Origin of the sequence: Sphingomonas echinoides (genome assembly GCF_029623395.1) — a bacterium.
GTDB classification, from domain to species: Bacteria; Pseudomonadota; Alphaproteobacteria; order Sphingomonadales; family Sphingomonadaceae; genus Sphingomonas; species Sphingomonas echinoides_A.
In genome coordinates, this window is sequence record NZ_JAPYKK010000004.1 from 18560 (window position 1) to 33457 (window position 14898).

14 protein-coding genes and 2 tRNA genes are annotated in these 14898 nt (G+C 64.0%); 9 read left to right on the top strand and 7 right to left on the bottom strand.

All coding sequences use genetic code 11. From position 1 onward, the window contains the following. Nucleotides 1-173 precede the first annotated feature (173 nt). The 3 genes from QBJ92_RS03705 to QBJ92_RS03715 all read right to left on the bottom strand — a co-directional run bounded on the left by QBJ92_RS03705 (nt 174) and on the right by QBJ92_RS03715 (nt 3897). Nucleotides 174-2636: a TonB-dependent receptor domain-containing protein gene (locus QBJ92_RS03705; protein ID WP_277968338.1), complete on the bottom strand. Its 2463-nt coding sequence runs from the start codon at nt 2634-2636 to the stop codon at nt 174-176. Nucleotides 2637-3344: 708 nt separating this feature from the next. Continuing rightward, nucleotides 3345-3420: transfer RNA gene (locus QBJ92_RS03710), tRNA-Ala, on the bottom strand. 159 nt (nt 3421-3579) lie between these two features. After that, on the bottom strand, nt 3580-3897 hold the full coding sequence (locus QBJ92_RS03715) for a TIGR02300 family protein (RefSeq protein WP_277968473.1): 318 nt from the start codon (nt 3895-3897) through the stop codon (nt 3580-3582). Nucleotides 3898-4005: 108 nt separating this feature from the next. On the opposite strand from QBJ92_RS03715, the gene aroA reads away from it, so the two are divergent. From aroA to QBJ92_RS03755, 8 genes are all read left to right on the top strand, one after another. After that, nucleotides 4006-5343 (top strand): 3-phosphoshikimate 1-carboxyvinyltransferase, encoded by a 1338-nt coding sequence (aroA, locus tag QBJ92_RS03720; RefSeq protein ID WP_277968339.1) that lies wholly within the window; start codon nt 4006-4008, stop codon nt 5341-5343. Continuing rightward, entirely contained in the window at nt 5340-5597 is a 258-nt protein-coding gene (locus QBJ92_RS03725; RefSeq protein ID WP_277968340.1) for a CBU_0592 family membrane protein, read from the top strand. Before aroA ends, QBJ92_RS03725 begins: the two co-directional genes overlap by 4 nt. After that, on the top strand, nt 5594-6220 hold the full coding sequence (cmk, locus tag QBJ92_RS03730) for a (d)CMP kinase (RefSeq protein WP_277968341.1): 627 nt from the start codon (nt 5594-5596) through the stop codon (nt 6218-6220). Before QBJ92_RS03725 ends, cmk begins: the two co-directional genes overlap by 4 nt. Before the next feature lie 237 nt (nt 6221-6457). After that, complete coding sequence (gene rpsA, locus QBJ92_RS03735) at nt 6458-8185, top strand: 30S ribosomal protein S1 (RefSeq protein ID WP_277968342.1); 1728 nt, start codon at nt 6458-6460, stop codon at nt 8183-8185. Nucleotides 8186-8339: 154 nt separating this feature from the next. Next, nucleotides 8340-8621 carry an integration host factor subunit beta gene (gene ihfB / locus QBJ92_RS03740; protein ID WP_277968343.1) on the top strand — a complete coding sequence of 94 codons (282 nt, stop codon included), beginning with the start codon at nt 8340-8342 and terminating at the stop codon, nt 8619-8621. 83 nt (nt 8622-8704) lie between these two features. Next, a tRNA-Leu gene (locus tag QBJ92_RS03745) sits at nt 8705-8787 on the top strand. 110 nt (nt 8788-8897) lie between these two features. Next, nucleotides 8898-10349 (top strand): ABC transporter substrate-binding protein, encoded by a 1452-nt coding sequence (locus QBJ92_RS03750; protein WP_277968344.1) that lies wholly within the window; start codon nt 8898-8900, stop codon nt 10347-10349. Between the two features lie 27 nt (nt 10350-10376). Next, nucleotides 10377-10790: a DUF4112 domain-containing protein gene (locus QBJ92_RS03755; RefSeq protein ID WP_277968345.1), complete on the top strand. Its 414-nt coding sequence runs from the start codon at nt 10377-10379 to the stop codon at nt 10788-10790. Nucleotides 10791-10803: 13 nt separating this feature from the next. On the opposite strand, the gene QBJ92_RS03760 is transcribed toward QBJ92_RS03755, so the two are convergent. The 3 genes from QBJ92_RS03760 to nadC form a co-directional block, all read right to left on the bottom strand. Then, a complete protein-coding gene (locus QBJ92_RS03760; RefSeq protein ID WP_277968346.1) occupies nt 10804-11511 on the bottom strand; it encodes a ribonuclease T2 in 708 nt (235 codons plus the stop codon). Then, nucleotides 11508-11933: a hypothetical protein gene (locus tag QBJ92_RS03765; protein ID WP_277968347.1), complete on the bottom strand. Its 426-nt coding sequence runs from the start codon at nt 11931-11933 to the stop codon at nt 11508-11510. The genes QBJ92_RS03760 and QBJ92_RS03765 overlap by 4 nt, the downstream gene beginning before the upstream one ends. A gap of 61 nt (nt 11934-11994) precedes the next feature. Continuing rightward, nucleotides 11995-12852 (bottom strand): carboxylating nicotinate-nucleotide diphosphorylase, encoded by an 858-nt coding sequence (gene nadC / locus QBJ92_RS03770; RefSeq protein ID WP_277968348.1) that lies wholly within the window; start codon nt 12850-12852, stop codon nt 11995-11997. Nucleotides 12853-13211: 359 nt separating this feature from the next. Here nadC and QBJ92_RS03775 point away from each other — a divergent pair, with 359 nt between their 5' ends. Next, nucleotides 13212-13850 (top strand): Crp/Fnr family transcriptional regulator, encoded by a 639-nt coding sequence (locus QBJ92_RS03775; protein WP_277968349.1) that lies wholly within the window; start codon nt 13212-13214, stop codon nt 13848-13850. Nucleotides 13851-13877: 27 nt separating this feature from the next. Here the strand turns inward: QBJ92_RS03775 and nadA are convergent, their stop codons facing one another. Then, nucleotides 13878-14888, bottom strand: a complete 1011-nt coding sequence (gene nadA / locus QBJ92_RS03780; protein WP_277968474.1) for a quinolinate synthase NadA — start codon at nt 14886-14888, stop codon at nt 13878-13880. Between the last annotated feature and the right edge of the window lie 10 nt (nt 14889-14898).

The following is a 14898-nucleotide window of genomic DNA, read 5'->3' on the forward strand; positions in this document are numbered from 1 at the left end:
GAAGAGGCGTAGGCCGAATGGCGGATGCGCCAAGCATCTAGCTTAGGGTTTTTGCGTTCGCAATGATGCCCTGCCCCCAACGGGATGCGGAACAATGGCATGGCCCTCCGCCACGCGGCAACACTTTCGCCGCGGCTGGGGGACGACAAGGATCGTCCCCCAGCCGCTGCACCTCAAAAGAACACGCGGACCGAACCCGTGAGCATCCGGCCTGGCAGCGTTCGCGCCAGCACGACGCCGGAGGCAGGCAGGACGGCATCCCCGATATCGACGAAGGCCGTCGTATTGAAGAGATTGCTCGCATTCAGTCCGAGCGAAAGACGCTCGATTGGGCGGATCTGCAGGAATGCCCCGACCGTCGTGAACCCGGGCATCTTCAACTGATTGACGTCCTGCGAATAGCTGGAAGTCTGGCCAACCGCATTCACGCCGATCGTGAACCGCGTGGTCTCATACTGCGGCGTCACGCTGTAGATGACAGCGGACTGGTGCCGCGGCGCCTTGCCGACGACGGCCGGATCGTTCGCCTTGGTGATCTTGCCACCCGCCAGAGTGACATTGCCGGCGAGACTGAACGGGCCGCTGCGCACCTTCGATTCCAGCTCGGCACCATACGTCCGGTAGGACCGCTGGACGAGTCCGATCACCTGATTGCCATTCGCGTCATTGTAGATCTGCGAGTTGGTATCGCGCGTCAACGCGTAGAAGGTCGTGACGTTGACGATGATTCCACCGGAACGGTATTTGAAGCCGCCCTCGACCTGCCGGACCGGATCATAGGCTGCCGTACGATCGGCCAGCGCGCCCGTCGCCCGGTCGAGCGCCGGCGAGAACAGCACGCTGTCGGCCCCTGCCCGCGCGCCAAGACTGTATCGCGCGAACGCCGACAGCGCCTCGGCCACTCGGTAGTTGAGACCGACCGAGTATGAGATGTAGTGATAATTGTAGTTCACCGGCCAGCGCGATGCGGGGTCGATAAAGGGCACCGTGGCTTCCGGGCCATTGAGGTCGATAAGACCGTCCCCGTTCATGTCCTGCGGGCGACTGGTCTGATCCGCAAAGGCGCTGCCGCGTACCTTCCCCATATCATAACGGATCGACCCGCCCAGAACGAAGCGGTCCTTCTGGACGTTGAATGAGGCATAAGGCGCAGTGATGTCGTACCGGACATCGGCGTTCCGGGCGACGCCGGGCTGTCCGAGAAAGCCGTAATCCAGCACACCGTTCTGGGTGATGAGCGTCCCGTCCGGGCGGCGCAGGTCGACCAGCGCCGATCTGCCGTCCCCCATCACGTCCTGCAAGACCGACGTCATTCCCTCCGACGTCTTAAGATCCTGCAACGCCTTGTAGACCCCGAAGGTGGTGGTCAGCGTGGTGCCGTGGATCGTCCACGCCTTGCTGGAGCGCAGATCGTTGGTAACGTTGCGCATGCTGTTGATCCCGGCGCGGTAGAACCCCGTCGCCAAAAGCAGCCCGTTGCCATTGAGCGTCGCGGGGTCGATCTGGCTACCCTTGGCGGGTCCGCTGGCATAGCTCAGCGTCGTGCCTGGCTGACCGCCGAACGTCTGGGCAAGCTCGGCCGCAGGGCCGACTGCGAGCGGCACGACCTGGTTGAGCAATCCGCTGTTGTCGGCATACCGGAAGTGGTCGGAAACCGTCCAGCCCGCCAGAACGGTTTGCGCCTCGAAACCAAGGCTCTTGGACTTCGCCCGCATGTCGTCCTGCATATCGGTGTTGGTGACGGCACCACCAAGGCCAGGCGCGATGCGCGTGGAAATGTAGCGCGACTGCGCCGTGTCCGAATTGATATCGAAATTCGCGACGTTGCGGAACGTGGGCTTCGCGTTCGTACCGGTCACCGCCACGGGATAGGTGTAATAATAGGGGAAACGCTCATCGAGCAATTTGGCGTTCAAGCGGATGTAGCCGTTGGCAAATTGTCGGGTGATGTTGAATTTCACCTGACCGCCTTGCAGCGCATTGTAGCCGGTGCGGCGCGGTCCGTCGCCCTGGCGATAATAACCACCAACGTGAAAGCGCCATCCCCCGCCAAGCTGGCCGCCATAGTCAGCATCCAGCCGCTGGGTGTTATAGTCGAGTCCGGTCGACGCCTGGACCGATCCACCCTCGACCTCCCCGGTTTTGGAGACGAGGTTCACCACGCCGCCCGGCGCGTTCGACGCGAAAGTGGAGGATGAGCCACCGCGAATCGACTCGATCTGCGCGACATTGAGGTCGGTGCGCAGGAAAATGTCGGACGGCGCGACCACGAAGTCGCCGAATTCAAGAACGGGAAGACCGTCTTCCTGAAGTTGCAGATACTTGGCACCGGCGTTTACCAGCGGCAGGCCGCGCACCGTGTAACTGTTGTTGGCGATACCGGTACCGGCCTCGGCCCGGATGCCAGGAACGTCGCGCAAAAGGTCCGCCAGCGACATCGGTGCGAGGAGCGAGATATCGCGTTCTTTCAAGGCGCTGGTCGACGTTGCGCTATTGAGAGGGTCACGCGCCTTCGCAACGCCAGTCGAGATCGTCGCACGGTCGTCGATCGTCCGACTGGCTTCCCAGGCGGTGGGCGACGCCGGAGCCTCCTGCGCATGCGCAAGACCTGGAGTCCAAGCAGACAGGATAGCCACGGCGGAAACGCCCGCATGGAGCAGATGCGAGTTTCTTGCGTGCATTATTGAGCCTTCCAGGTTGGCTGATCGACGTCGATTGCGTCAATTTCGATGCGTGAGGCGACGATCCGAAGCGCGTACTGTGAAGTAGGCACGCCTATTCAACCCTCCGAGCATAGTGCTCGGAAAGTCGTGAATGTCGAAAACCGGATGCCGAACAATGTCGACGGTGACATGGTAGAGATCGCTACCGCGTCTTTACCATGGAGGAACGAAGGTTAAGGTCGCTGATGCAGAGTTATGCAGTTCGTAGTGTATAGGACTGTATTGGATCGTATTTTCATTATAGGACCGTCCTTGCAGGAACGCGCTGCGACGGACTGAATAATTTGGATGATACGAAAACGGCGTTCCTATTGAGGTCCGCGGCGCCGGACGTATCGTCCGGAATCCAGTCAATCTCTGGAATCAGCACGCGATCGCCGGACGGCCAGACAACCCTGACGGTTCGCCGCTGAGATCAGGATTGAGGAATGGACGCAGAAGCCAGTCCTTCCGCGCACATTCAGCCGACGGACAGTGCAGCGAAACGGATGCGGCCTACTCGCCTGCGCGCGGGCGGCGCACGACGACCGAGAAAAGTTACATCGTGGTCCTGAACGGAACTGCCGCAAGACGCTGTCTTAATATGGTGGTGAAGGTGACGTAGTCGTCACGGGAAACGAATGGTGGAGCCGAGGGGGATCGAACCCCTGACCTTTCGCATGCCATGCGAACGCTCTCCCAGCTGAGCTACGGCCCCATTGTTTCTGCGCGGTCCTGGGCGGGTCCGCGGCGGGAAGGCGCTGCCCCTACCTAGGGGCGGCGCGGTTGGCAAGCGCGGAACGTCGCTTTGCCGAAATTAGAGGGAAATTTTATCGCGATCGACCCGCACGCCGAGGCGCGCGGGCCGATCCGCCGATCAATGCTCGTCGTCTTCCGTCGGCGCTTCCACGCCGAGGTCGTCGTCGCCACCCAGGTCGACTTCGTCGTCGGGCGAGGGCTCTTCGTCTTCACCGGTGTCGATATCCTCGTCGTCGCCGGAGAGATCGTCGTCCTTCTTGACCTGCTCGGGCTTGGCCTGCTCGAACGGCAGCGGCTGCTTCGACTTCAGGATGGGCTCTGGCTCCCAATGCGCACCGCAATTGATGCACGTGACGGGATCATCCTTGCCCAGATCATAGAAACGGGTGGCGCATTTCGGACACGTACGCTTCGTGCCCCATTCCGGCTGTATCATGGGCCGATTGACCTTCTTCAAAATTGAATTTGAGAGCTTGCAACGCGAACGTCGCAAAGTGGGGCGCGCCTTGCCATAGCGCAAGCGCACTGTCAAAGCGCAGGCCCCATGCAGCACTCCACCCCCACCCCGCTCGAAATCCCTTCCTCCGGTCCGCTGGCGGGACGCGTCCGCGTCCCCGGCGACAAGTCGATCAGTCATCGTTCACTGATGTTCTCCGCGCTCGCGGTCGGCACCAGCCGGGTCGAAGGGCTGCTCGAAGGCGAGGACGTCCTCGCTACCGCCGCCGCGCTGCGCGCGATGGGCGCGACGATCGTGCGCGGCGACGATGGCGTGTGGACAATCGACGGCGTCGGGGTCGGTGGCCTGTTGCAGCCGACCAGCGCGATCGAGATGGGCAATTCGGGCACCTCCACGCGTTTGCTGATGGGGCTGGTCGCAAGCCACCCGATCACTGTGACGTTCACTGGCGACGCATCGCTGTCGAAGCGCCCGATGGGTCGCGTCATCACGCCGTTGTCGCAAATGGGCGCGGAGTTCACCGCAAGCCCCGGCGGGCAATTGCCGCTGATGCTGCGCGGGATCTGCCCGGCGATCCCGATCACCTACACCCTCCCCGTTGCCTCGGCGCAGGTGAAGTCTGCGGTGCTGCTTGCGGGACTCAATACGCCGGGGATCACCCGCGTGATCGAACCCGTCGCGACTCGCGACCATAGCGAGCGGATGCTGCGCGGGTTCGGCGCGGACGTGACCGTCGAGGACTCCCCCGAAGGTAAGATCATCTCGATCCGCGGCGAGGCCGAACTCAAACCGCAGCAGATCACCGTGCCCGGCGATCCCTCGTCCGCCGCCTTCCTGGTGGTCGCGGCGACGATCGTGCCGGGGTCGGACATCACGGTCGAGAACGTCGGCCTCAACCCGACCCGCGCCGGCCTGTTCACCGCCCTGCGCATGATGGGCGCGAGCATCGAGGAATGCGACGCGCGCGAAGTCGGTGGCGAGCCCGTCGCCGACCTGCGCGTCCGCTATGCCGCGCTGTCGGGAATCGAAGTCCCTGCCGATCTCGCGCCCAGCATGATCGACGAATATCCGATCCTGTTCGTGGCGGCCGCCTTCGCCACCGGTACGACGATCGCCCGCGGCGCAGACGAACTGCGCGTCAAGGAATCGGACCGGATCGCTGCGATGGCTTCCGCGCTCGGCGCGATCGGCGCGCGAGTCGAGGAAGTCGAGGACGGGATGATCGTCCACGGTTCGGGCGGGGAAACCCTCCCCGGCGGCGCGACGATCGCGACGCTGCTCGACCACCGCATCGCGATGAGCCTGGCGATTGCCGCGCTCGCTTGTCATAAGCCGGTGACGCTCGACGACATGTCGCCCGTCGCCACCAGCTACCCCGCGTTCTTCGACCAGATCGCGCAACTTCAGGGTGCCACCGACCGATGACCGCCTCCACTGCCGACCTGATCGGGTTCGTCGGCGCGCTGACGATCCTGATCGGCTATGCCCATCAGACGCTGCGCAACGCCGCGCCCGACTTGTTCTCCACGCTGCTGAACTTCCTCGGCGCAGCGCTGCTCGCACTGTCGCTGAGCGTGAATTTCAACTTGCCCGCGCTGTGCCTCGAACTCGCCTGGGCCGCCATTGCGGCGTTCGGGCTCGTCCGCATGACCGTTGCACGGCCGGGAGCGCGCGCATGATCATCGCCGTCGATGGACCCGCCGCCTCGGGCAAGGGCACGATCGCGCGGGCGCTCGCGCGGCATTACGACTTGCCCTATCTCGACACCGGCCTGCTGTACCGCGCGGTCGCGGCCAACGTCGCGAAGCTCGAGCTCGACCCGGCGATCGAAGCCGACGCGGTCGCCGCGTGCGATTTCGAGGATGCGTTGATGGAAGACGCGGACTTGCGCAGCGACGAGATCGGGTCGCTCGCCTCGGTCGTGTCGGCGCACCCGCTGGTGCGCGCCGCGCTGTTCCACCGGCAGAAGCGGTTCGCCTATCAGGAGGGCGGCGCCGTCCTCGACGGGCGGGACATCGGCACGGTCATCGCTCCCGACGCCGACGCCAAGCTGTTCGTCCGCGCAACCCCCAACATCCGCGCGAAACGCCGCCACGCGGAACTCAAGGACCGCGGATCGACGCTCAGTCTCGACAAGGTTCTCGCCGACATTCGCGCGCGCGATTTGCGGGATTCGACCCGCGCGACCGCACCGCTGGTGCCCGCGCAAGATGCCGCGCTGCTCGACACGAGCTTCCTGTCGATCGAGGCCTCGGTCCAACGGGCTATCGCCATCGTCGACGCGAGGACTCAGCGGGACTGATCGCCTTGCCTGAAAGGGCGACTTGCGCTATAGCCACGGCGTTCGGCGGGCGGTGCCCGCGGAGGTCGGCGCGTCAGGCATGCCCTTTCGCGCCCTTTTCGCATGACCGCGACTTGCCCCTCCGCGTAAACTGTCCCGGCGGATGTCGTGTCCGGCATTCGGCCGCCGCGGCAATATTGGCCAAGACCGCCGGAGACAACCGGCTGGCCGGAACATGATTTAGGAACGCAACACTTTATGGCCACTCAGCCAAACCCAACCCGCGACGATTTCGCGGCACTCCTCGAACTCACGCTCGGCGGCGCTGACAGCTTCGAGGGACGCGTTGTCAAGGGCACCGTCACCGGAATCGAGAACGACCTCGCCGTCATCGACGTCGGCCTCAAGTCGGAAGGCCGCGTGCCGCTTCGCGAATTCGCGATGCCCGGCCAGAAGGCGGACCTCAAGATCGGTGACGAAGTCGAAGTGTTCGTCGACCGCGTCGAGAACGTCCACGGCGAAGCGATGCTGTCGCGCGACCGCGCACGCCGCGAAGCCGCATGGGACACGCTCGAAACCGAATTCGCCAAGTCGGCACGCGTCGAGGGTGTCATCTTCGGCCGCGTCAAGGGCGGCTTCACGGTCGACCTCAACGGCGCCGTGGCTTTCCTTCCTGGTTCGCAGGTCGACATCCGCCCCGTGCGCGACGTCACCCCGCTGATGGATATCCCCCAGCCCTTCCAGATCCTCAAGATGGATCGCAAGCGCGGCAACATCGTCGTGTCGCGTCGTGCGATCCTCGAAGAGACTCGCGCAGAGCAGCGTTCGGGCCTCATCCTCAGCCTCGCTGAAGGCCAGATCATCGACGGCGTCGTCAAGAACATCACCGATTACGGTGCGTTCGTTGACCTCGGCGGCATCGACGGTCTGCTGCACGTCACCGATCTCAGCTACAAGCGCGTCGGCCATCCTTCGGAAGTTCTCAACATCGGCGACACCGTCCGTGTTCAGATCATCCGCATCAACAAGGACACGCAGCGTATCTCGCTCGGCATGAAGCAGCTCGAGAGCGATCCGTGGGAGGGCGCAGCAGCAAAGTACCCGGTTGGTGCCAAGCTCACCGGCCGCGTCACGAACATCACCGAATATGGTGCGTTCGTCGAGCTGGAGCCGGGCATCGAAGGCCTGGTGCACGTTTCGGAAATGTCCTGGACCAAGAAGAACGTCCACCCGGGCAAGATCGTATCGACCTCGCAGGAAGTCGACGTCGTGGTTATCGAGGTCGATCCCGACAAGCGTCGCATCTCGCTTGGCCTCAAGCAGGCGATCAACAACCCGTGGGAGGCCTTCGCTGAAGCGCATCCAATCGGTTCGACCGTCGAAGGCGAAGTCAAGAACGCGACCGAATTCGGTCTGTTCATCGGCCTCGACAACGACGTCGACGGCATGGTCCACATGTCGGACATCGCCTGGGGCGTGTCGGGCGAGGACGCGCTCAACTTGCATCGCAAGGGCGAGGTCGTTCAGGCGATCGTGCTCGACATCGATGCCGAGAAGGAGCGTATCTCGCTTGGCATGAAGCAGCTCGAGCGTGGCGCCCCGGCGGCAGGCACGGTTGCAGCAGGCGGCAATGCGTCGTCGGGCCTCAACAAGAACGCGATCGTCACCGTCACGGTGCTCGAAGTGCGCGATGCCGGTCTCGAAGTGCAGGTCGGTGACGACGGCGCAACGGGCTTCATCAAGCGGACCGATCTCGGCCGCGATCGTGACGAGCAGCGTCCGGAGCGTTTCCAGGTCGCGCAGAAGTTCGATGCGATGGTGACCGGTTTCGATCGTTCCAAGAAGCCGACTTTCTCGATCAAGGCGATGCAGATCTCCGAAGAGAAGCAGGCCGTGGCACAGTATGGCTCGTCCGACTCGGGCGCGTCGCTGGGCGACATCTTGGGCGCAGCGCTCAAGGCACAGAACAGCGATACCAAGAAGTAAGACTGTTCGGGGGTCGTTCGAAAGAACGACCCCCACTTAACTTATGCCGTCGTAATTTGCCTTTGTACGTTGGTGGAGTTGCGGTAAATCAATGCCGATACGGCCTTAATCCATACCGTGGGGGCATGGTCCGTAGGGGGTGGGAAAAAACGCAATGATCCGTTCCGAACTCGTAGAAATGCTCGCCAACGAAAACCCTGACCTGACGCCGCGTGATGTCGAAGCGCTGGTCACGACGTTTTTCGAAGAAATCACCAAGCGCCTCGCCATTGGCGGCCGTGTCGAACTTCGTGGCTTCGGCGCTTTCTCCACGCGCCCCCGCGACGCGCGAACGGGCCGCAACCCGCGCACCGGCGAACTCGTCGCGGTCGACGCGAAGCGTGTCCCGTATTTCAAGCCCGGCAAGGAAATGCGGCAGCGACTGAACGTCGCCTGATCCGTTGATCTCTCTCGTGCGATGCGCCGAAACTCCATCGCACGCTTGACGCAGCACGTGACTTGCGCTTGGCACGGCATGTTGCGGACGTGGCGAAATCGGTAGACGCAGGAGACTTAAAATCTCCCTCTTCGGAATGCGGGTTCGAGTCCCGCCGTCCGCACCATCCGGAATTCAAGCAGGATAACGGCCGCCAGCCCCGCATCGGGAGTGGCGCGACCGCGGTTGCGATGGCACAGGGGCATCATGCTGCTACCGCCCTCCCCCCGAACGGTCGTGTCATCGCTTCTGGTCTGTGCCGCGACACTGCTCGCAGCGTGCTCCGAAAAACCCGATAGCGGCCCCATCGTCGCAAGCGCGATCGGCGCCGCCCCTGCACTGGTCGATCCGGCCAAAGGACAGCTCGACCCATCCGCGCGCGTGTTGCTCGACTCGACCGCGCAAGGACTGGTCCGGTTCGATGCAGCGGGCCAGATCGAACCCGGTATCGCCGAACGCTGGAGCGTGATCGACAACGGTACCAGCTACATCTTCCGCCTGCGCGACGCCGAATGGCCCGACGGGCAGGCCGTTACCGCAGCGGAAGTGGTCAAGCTCCTACGGCGCCAGCTCGTTCCCCGATCGCGCAACATCCTTTCCCCCTTTCTCACTGCGATCGACGAGATCGTCGAGATGACCCCCGAAGTCATCGAGATCCGGCTCAAGCGCCCGCGCCCCGATTTGCTCAAGCTGTTCGCGCAACCCGAACTCGCAATCTTCCGCGTCGCACCGTCGCAAGGCGGCAGCGGCCCTTTCCGGATCCTCGCGCAGCGCGGTCCGGTCGCACGGTTGCGGCCTGCGTTCGATCCGTCGCGCGCCGCCGATGATCAGGCTGCGGAGCCCTCGACCGACGCCAACGTCAAGTTGATCGGTGAACGGGCCGCGATGGCGATCGCGCGGTTCGATGCCGGGCTGGCGGATGTGGTCCTGGGCGGAAGCTTCGTCGACTGGCCGATCGTGCTGGAAACCCGCATCGCGCCGATCGCGCGCCGGTTCGATCCGGCGGCGGGGTTGTTCGGGCTGGCATTCAGCAACCGGGACGGCGTGCTGGCCAATGCGGTCAATCGCGCGGCGATCGCGCGGAGCATCGACCGCGCGGGCTTCACCGCCGCCATTTCGCCGGAATGGGAATCGACGGTCCAGTTGTTGCCGGAACAGCTCGATTCCGCCGCTCCTCCGGCGCTTGCGGCGTGGACACAGGCCCCGGGCCCGGACGATCTTTCCCCCCGCGCGACGATCGATGCGTGGCGTGCCGCCAATCCGGGCACCATCACGATGCGGGTGGCGCTACCGCCCGGCCCGGGCGCGACGATCCTGTATGGCTATGTCGCGGGCGCGCTGGCGTCGCTTGGCATTGCCGCGGAACGGGTCGCACCCGATGCCCCCGCCGACTTGCGCCTGATCGACGAAGTCGCCCCGTATGACAGCGCGCGGTGGTACGTCGCGCGCGCATGCCAGCCGTGCGGCGGCGTGGCCCAGCTGGCGATCGAAGCGGCACGCGAAGCCGGTTCTCCCAGGCTTCGTTCCCAGCAAATTGCCGCTGCGGATGCGGCACTGGCGAGCGATGTCGCCTTCATTCCGATCGCCCGGCCGCTCCGCTGGTCGCTCGTCGCGCCGCGCCTGCGGAGCTGGACCGCAAATAGCCGTGCATGGCACCCGTTGAATCATCTTCGCCCAGACACCAATTGATACACTATGGTCCAGAACACGACACGCATGTCTTCCCCGCACATCGCTGAAATGGCTGCGCGCTATGCCAGCAAGGATCCAGCGGCGGTGCGCCAGCGGATCGAGGCGATGGAGCGGCTGCTCGAAGGGCTGTTCACCATCCCGGGGCTCAACCGCAAGGTTGGCCTCGACTTCATGCTCAACATCCTGCCGATCGGCGGAGACATCGTCGGCGCGGCGATGGGCAGCTGGATCGTGTGGGAAGCGCGCAACCTCGGCATGAGCAAGACGCAGATGGCGCGGATGTTCGGCAATGTCGGGATCGACTTTGCGCTGGGGCTCGTTCCGTTCATCGGCGCGGTGCCCGATCTCATCTTCCGCTCGAACACGCGCAATTTGAAGATCATCAAGCGCCATCTCGACAAGCACCACCCCGCCCTTGCGGTCGTCGATCAGGCGTAGGCGACGCGGCGCTTCAGGCTTTCCCCCGCCATATTTTGACGGCGGTCCCAGCGGGCACGCCGCCCGAGCTGGTATGGCATGGCTCGTACGCAAAGCGCTTGTCGAGACATAGCCACAGCTCGTCCAGCCACCCGCGCTTGTTGACCGTCACCCGCACGGCCTCGGCTGGCAGGCCGGGATTGGCGCGCGCCATCGCCGCCGCAATCTGTCCGGCGTTCAACGGACCACGAGACATCGCGCGCATGTCGGGAAAGCGCAGCCTGCCGTAAAGCCCGGTCGATCGCGCAAAATAAGCATCGGGCGTAATTCCCATGCACGTGCCGTGCTTCGCCCATTCATGCTGGATCAGTTGCGGCGAGGGCGTCGCGCAGACGGTACGGCGGATCAGGGTGGCGGGCAGCACCGGGGTCGCGGCGCAATATTGCGGCCAATCCTTGCCCACGCCATCGGGCCACAACCCGTGAAGCGTGAACCCGAAGCGGTTGCCGCTACGGCACTGGAAGCGCGCTTGCGGGTCGCGCGCGTTGGCGTGGCAATATTCCGGCGCCCAAGTGAGCGCGAGCGTATACCCGCCGATCGGGAGGATCCGTTGCGGCTGGCTCTCCGTCGCCACGTCGGGATGCGGTCGCGGGAGCGTCGCAGGAACGCGGCACTGCTCGGTTTGCGCAAAAGCGACGCCGGGTGCGACGAGCATCGCGACGGCGATCAGAACGGGTTTCATGCTGCGGTTTCTCCAAACCATGCGCGCGCGTCCGGCTTGAACATCTGCCAGACCGCAATTCCGTTGAGCACCAATCCAACGATCCCGAGCACGCCCGAGACGCCAGGCTGCATCTTCCCGGTCCCAGCGGCGCTGAGCATCGTGACGAGCACCAGCGCGAAGAAGGCGGTGACGATCCACTTCGCGACGACCGCGCGGCGCCGCGCCACGAAGAACCACAGCGTCAGCGAGATCGCGATGCTGATCGCAGTGCCGATCAACAGCATCGAAAGGGCGAACCCAGGCCCCAACTGCCGCGCCCCGGGGTTTTCCACCAGCCGGCCGATCGATTGGTCCCACGAGAGAGCCATGTTGATCAGCCCGATGACGACGGCACCGAGATAGCATCGCTCGAACCAGACGATGGAGATAGGTCGTTGCATGAGTCGTTTCCCCCAAAACGATGACCGCCAGCTTAGCGCGATCGTGTGGCAGCGCCAGCGGTTACGGCTGCGCGGTGAAGTCCAGCCCCAGGTCGACCGCGGGCGCGGACTGGGTCAGCCTGCCGACGCTGATGAAGGTCACCCCCGTCTCGGCGATCGCGCGAATGGTGTCGAGCCGGACGCCGCCGGAGGCCTCGGTCGGCACGCGTCCGCCGACCTGCGCAACCGCGCGGGCGAGGGTCGCGGTGTCCATGTTGTCGAGCAGCAGATGCGTCGCGCCAGCATTCAGCGCGGGGGCGATCTGGTCGAGCGTGTCGACTTCGACGATGATCCGCGCGATCCCCGCCGACACCGCCCGCGCCACCGCGGCGGCAACCCCGCCCGCGACCGCGACGTGATTGTCCTTGATCATCGCGGCGTCCCACAACCCCATCCGATGGTTGGTCGCGCCGCCCATCCGCGTCGCGTATTTCTCGAGCCGCCGGAGCCCCGGAATGGTCTTGCGCGTGTCGAGCAAAGTCGCGCCCGTCCCCGCAATCGCATCGACATAGGTCCGCGTCAGCGTCGCGATCCCCGACAGATGTTGCACCGTGTTAAGCGCGGAGCGCTCCGCGGTGAGCAACGCGCGGGCGTTGCCCGACAGGCGCAGCACGTCGCTCCCCGCCGCGACCCGGTCGCCATCCTCGACCAACCGTTCGATCGTCACGCCCGGATCGAGCGCGCGGAACACCGCTTCGGCGATCGGCAGCCCCGCGACGACGATCGCCTCGCGGCTGTCCATCACCCCGGTGAAGCGCGCGTCCGCCGGGATTACCGCCTGCGCGGTGATGTCCCCCGCGTCGCCCATGTCTTCAGCCAGCGTGGCCGCGACAAAAGTGCCGAGGTCGAAGCCGTCGAGCGTAAAGGAATGGTCGGTCATAGCCTTGCGTAGCCAAAACGGCCGTGCCGGTCAGCCTGAAAATCACGCCGTATCCCACACCGCTGTATCGCACCCGCAGCACTATCCCGATCGGCTGATTGACGGTATTTAACATTCGATAATCACGCGGTACCGAACGCATGTTTTCATGCGGAGCGGCAGCCTTCATTAAATAGTGCATTTGGTTTGGCATTGTCGAAAGCTGTTGTAACAACTACGTAAACTTAAATTGCTTACAGTTTAAACCTCATTTTTCCTACTGGGACGTAATGACAGATCCCTCGGTACATGACGTGTTGATTACCCAACTTTCGCGCTACGGAACACTTGATCCAACCGATCATGCCGCGATTCGCGAATTGCTCCTGACGACGCGCCAGATTGACGCATCCGCTTACATCGTGCGCGATGGGGAGAAGCCGGTGCGTTGCGCGTTTATCATGTCGGGATTCACCTACTGCCAACGGTTGACCAGAACCGGCGCCCGCCAAGTCATATCGCTCCAGATTCCGGGCGATTTTGTCGATTTACAAAACCTGTGGTTCGACGAATCCGATCATAACGCCCAGGCGCTCACGCGTGCGGAAGTGGTCCACGTCGACATTCAGGCGCTCCGGGATCTCGCCTCGACGCGCCCCGCGATTGCGCGGGTACTATGGCGGATCACGCTCACCGAATCCTCACGATTACGCGAATGGATCGTCAACATCGGGCGACGGGATGCGCACACGCGAGTCGGCCATCTGCTTTGCGAATTCTCGCTGCGACGCGCCGTCGCCGGGGTTCCGCGGGACCAGTCGGACTATCTACCGATGACGCAGGAACAGCTCGGCGACGCCGTCGGATTGACGGCGGTCCACGTCAACCGCGTGCTTAAAGGGCTTGCACAACGCGGGCTGATCGAGCGGGACCGCCGCCAGATCCGGATCATCGACTGGGCCGGCTTGCGCGACGCGAGCGATTTCAACCCGCGCTACCTGCACCTGCCCCTGCCCTGACCGAACCGTTCCCAGAGGCCGCGCGAGTCAGTCCCCCGATACGCGCAGCGGGCCAAGGTCGCCCATCCCGACCGTCCCGCTCGCCATCGCGAGCATTGCGTCGAGGCTCTTCTTCGCGCGCAGCCGCAGACCTTCTTCAATCTCGATCCGCGGACTGAGGTCGCGAAGCGCGACGTACAGCTTTTCCATCGTGTTGAGCGCCATGTACGGGCAGATGTTGCAATTGCAGTTGCCGTCCGCCCCCGGCGCCCCGATGAAATTCTTGAGCGGCGCCGCTTTCTCCATCTGGTGGATGATATGCGGCTCGGTCGCGACGATCAGCGTATCGCCCGGCATCGCATCCGCAAACGCGAGAATCCCGCTGGTCGACCCGACATAATCGGCATGGTCGAGGATGTACGGCGGGCATTCGGGATGCGCCGCGACCGGTGCGCCCGGATGCTGCAGTTGCAGCTTGAGCAGCTCGGTCTCGCTGAACGCCTCGTGCACGATGCACACGCCCGGCCACAGCAGCATCTCGCGCCCGGTCTTGCGCGCGAGATACCCGCCGAGGTTCTTGTCCGGCCCGAAGATGATCTTCTGGTCGAGCGGGATCTGGCTGAGGATCTTCTCGGCCGACGACGACGTGACGATCACGTCGGACAACGCCTTCACCTCGGTCGAGCAGTTGATGTAGGTCAGCGCGATGTGATCGGGATGCGCCGCGCGGAACGCGGCGAACTGGTCGGGCGGGCAACTGTCCTCCAGGCTGCACCCGGCATCCAGATCGGGGAGCACGACGATCTTCTCGGGGCTGAGGATCTTCGCGGTTTCCGCCATGAAGCGCACCCCGCAGAACGCGATGACGTCGGCATCGGTCGCCGCTGCCTTCTTCGACAGGTCGAGGCTGTCCCCGACGAAATCGGCGAGGTCCTGAATTTCGGGCTTCTGATAATAATGCGCCAGAATCACCGCGTTGCGATCCTTGCGCAACCGGTCGATCTCCGCACGCAGGTCGAGCCCCGTCAACGTTCCGCCAATACCACCGCGTGCGTCCATGAGCATCCTC

Coding starts and splice junctions, on each gene's coding strand:
- QBJ92_RS03755 (WP_277968345.1), top strand. CDS start 10,377: ATGTCTTCCCCGCACATCGCTGAAATGGCTGCGCGCTATGCCAGCAAG.
- QBJ92_RS03765 (WP_277968347.1), bottom strand. CDS start 11,933: ATGCAACGACCTATCTCCATCGTCTGGTTCGAGCGATGCTATCTCGGT.
- nadC (WP_277968348.1), bottom strand. CDS start 12,852: ATGACCGACCATTCCTTTACGCTCGACGGCTTCGACCTCGGCACTTTT.
- aroA (WP_277968339.1), top strand. CDS start 4,006: ATGCAGCACTCCACCCCCACCCCGCTCGAAATCCCTTCCTCCGGTCCG.
- cmk (WP_277968341.1), top strand. CDS start 5,594: ATGATCATCGCCGTCGATGGACCCGCCGCCTCGGGCAAGGGCACGATC.
- QBJ92_RS03760 (WP_277968346.1), bottom strand. CDS start 11,511: ATGAAACCCGTTCTGATCGCCGTCGCGATGCTCGTCGCACCCGGCGTC.
- rpsA (WP_277968342.1), top strand. CDS start 6,458: ATGGCCACTCAGCCAAACCCAACCCGCGACGATTTCGCGGCACTCCTC.
- QBJ92_RS03715 (WP_277968473.1), bottom strand. CDS start 3,897: ATGATACAGCCGGAATGGGGCACGAAGCGTACGTGTCCGAAATGCGCC.
- ihfB (WP_277968343.1), top strand. CDS start 8,340: ATGATCCGTTCCGAACTCGTAGAAATGCTCGCCAACGAAAACCCTGAC.
- nadA (WP_277968474.1), bottom strand. CDS start 14,888: ATGGACGCACGCGGTGGTATTGGCGGAACGTTGACGGGGCTCGACCTG.
- QBJ92_RS03725 (WP_277968340.1), top strand. CDS start 5,340: ATGACCGCCTCCACTGCCGACCTGATCGGGTTCGTCGGCGCGCTGACG.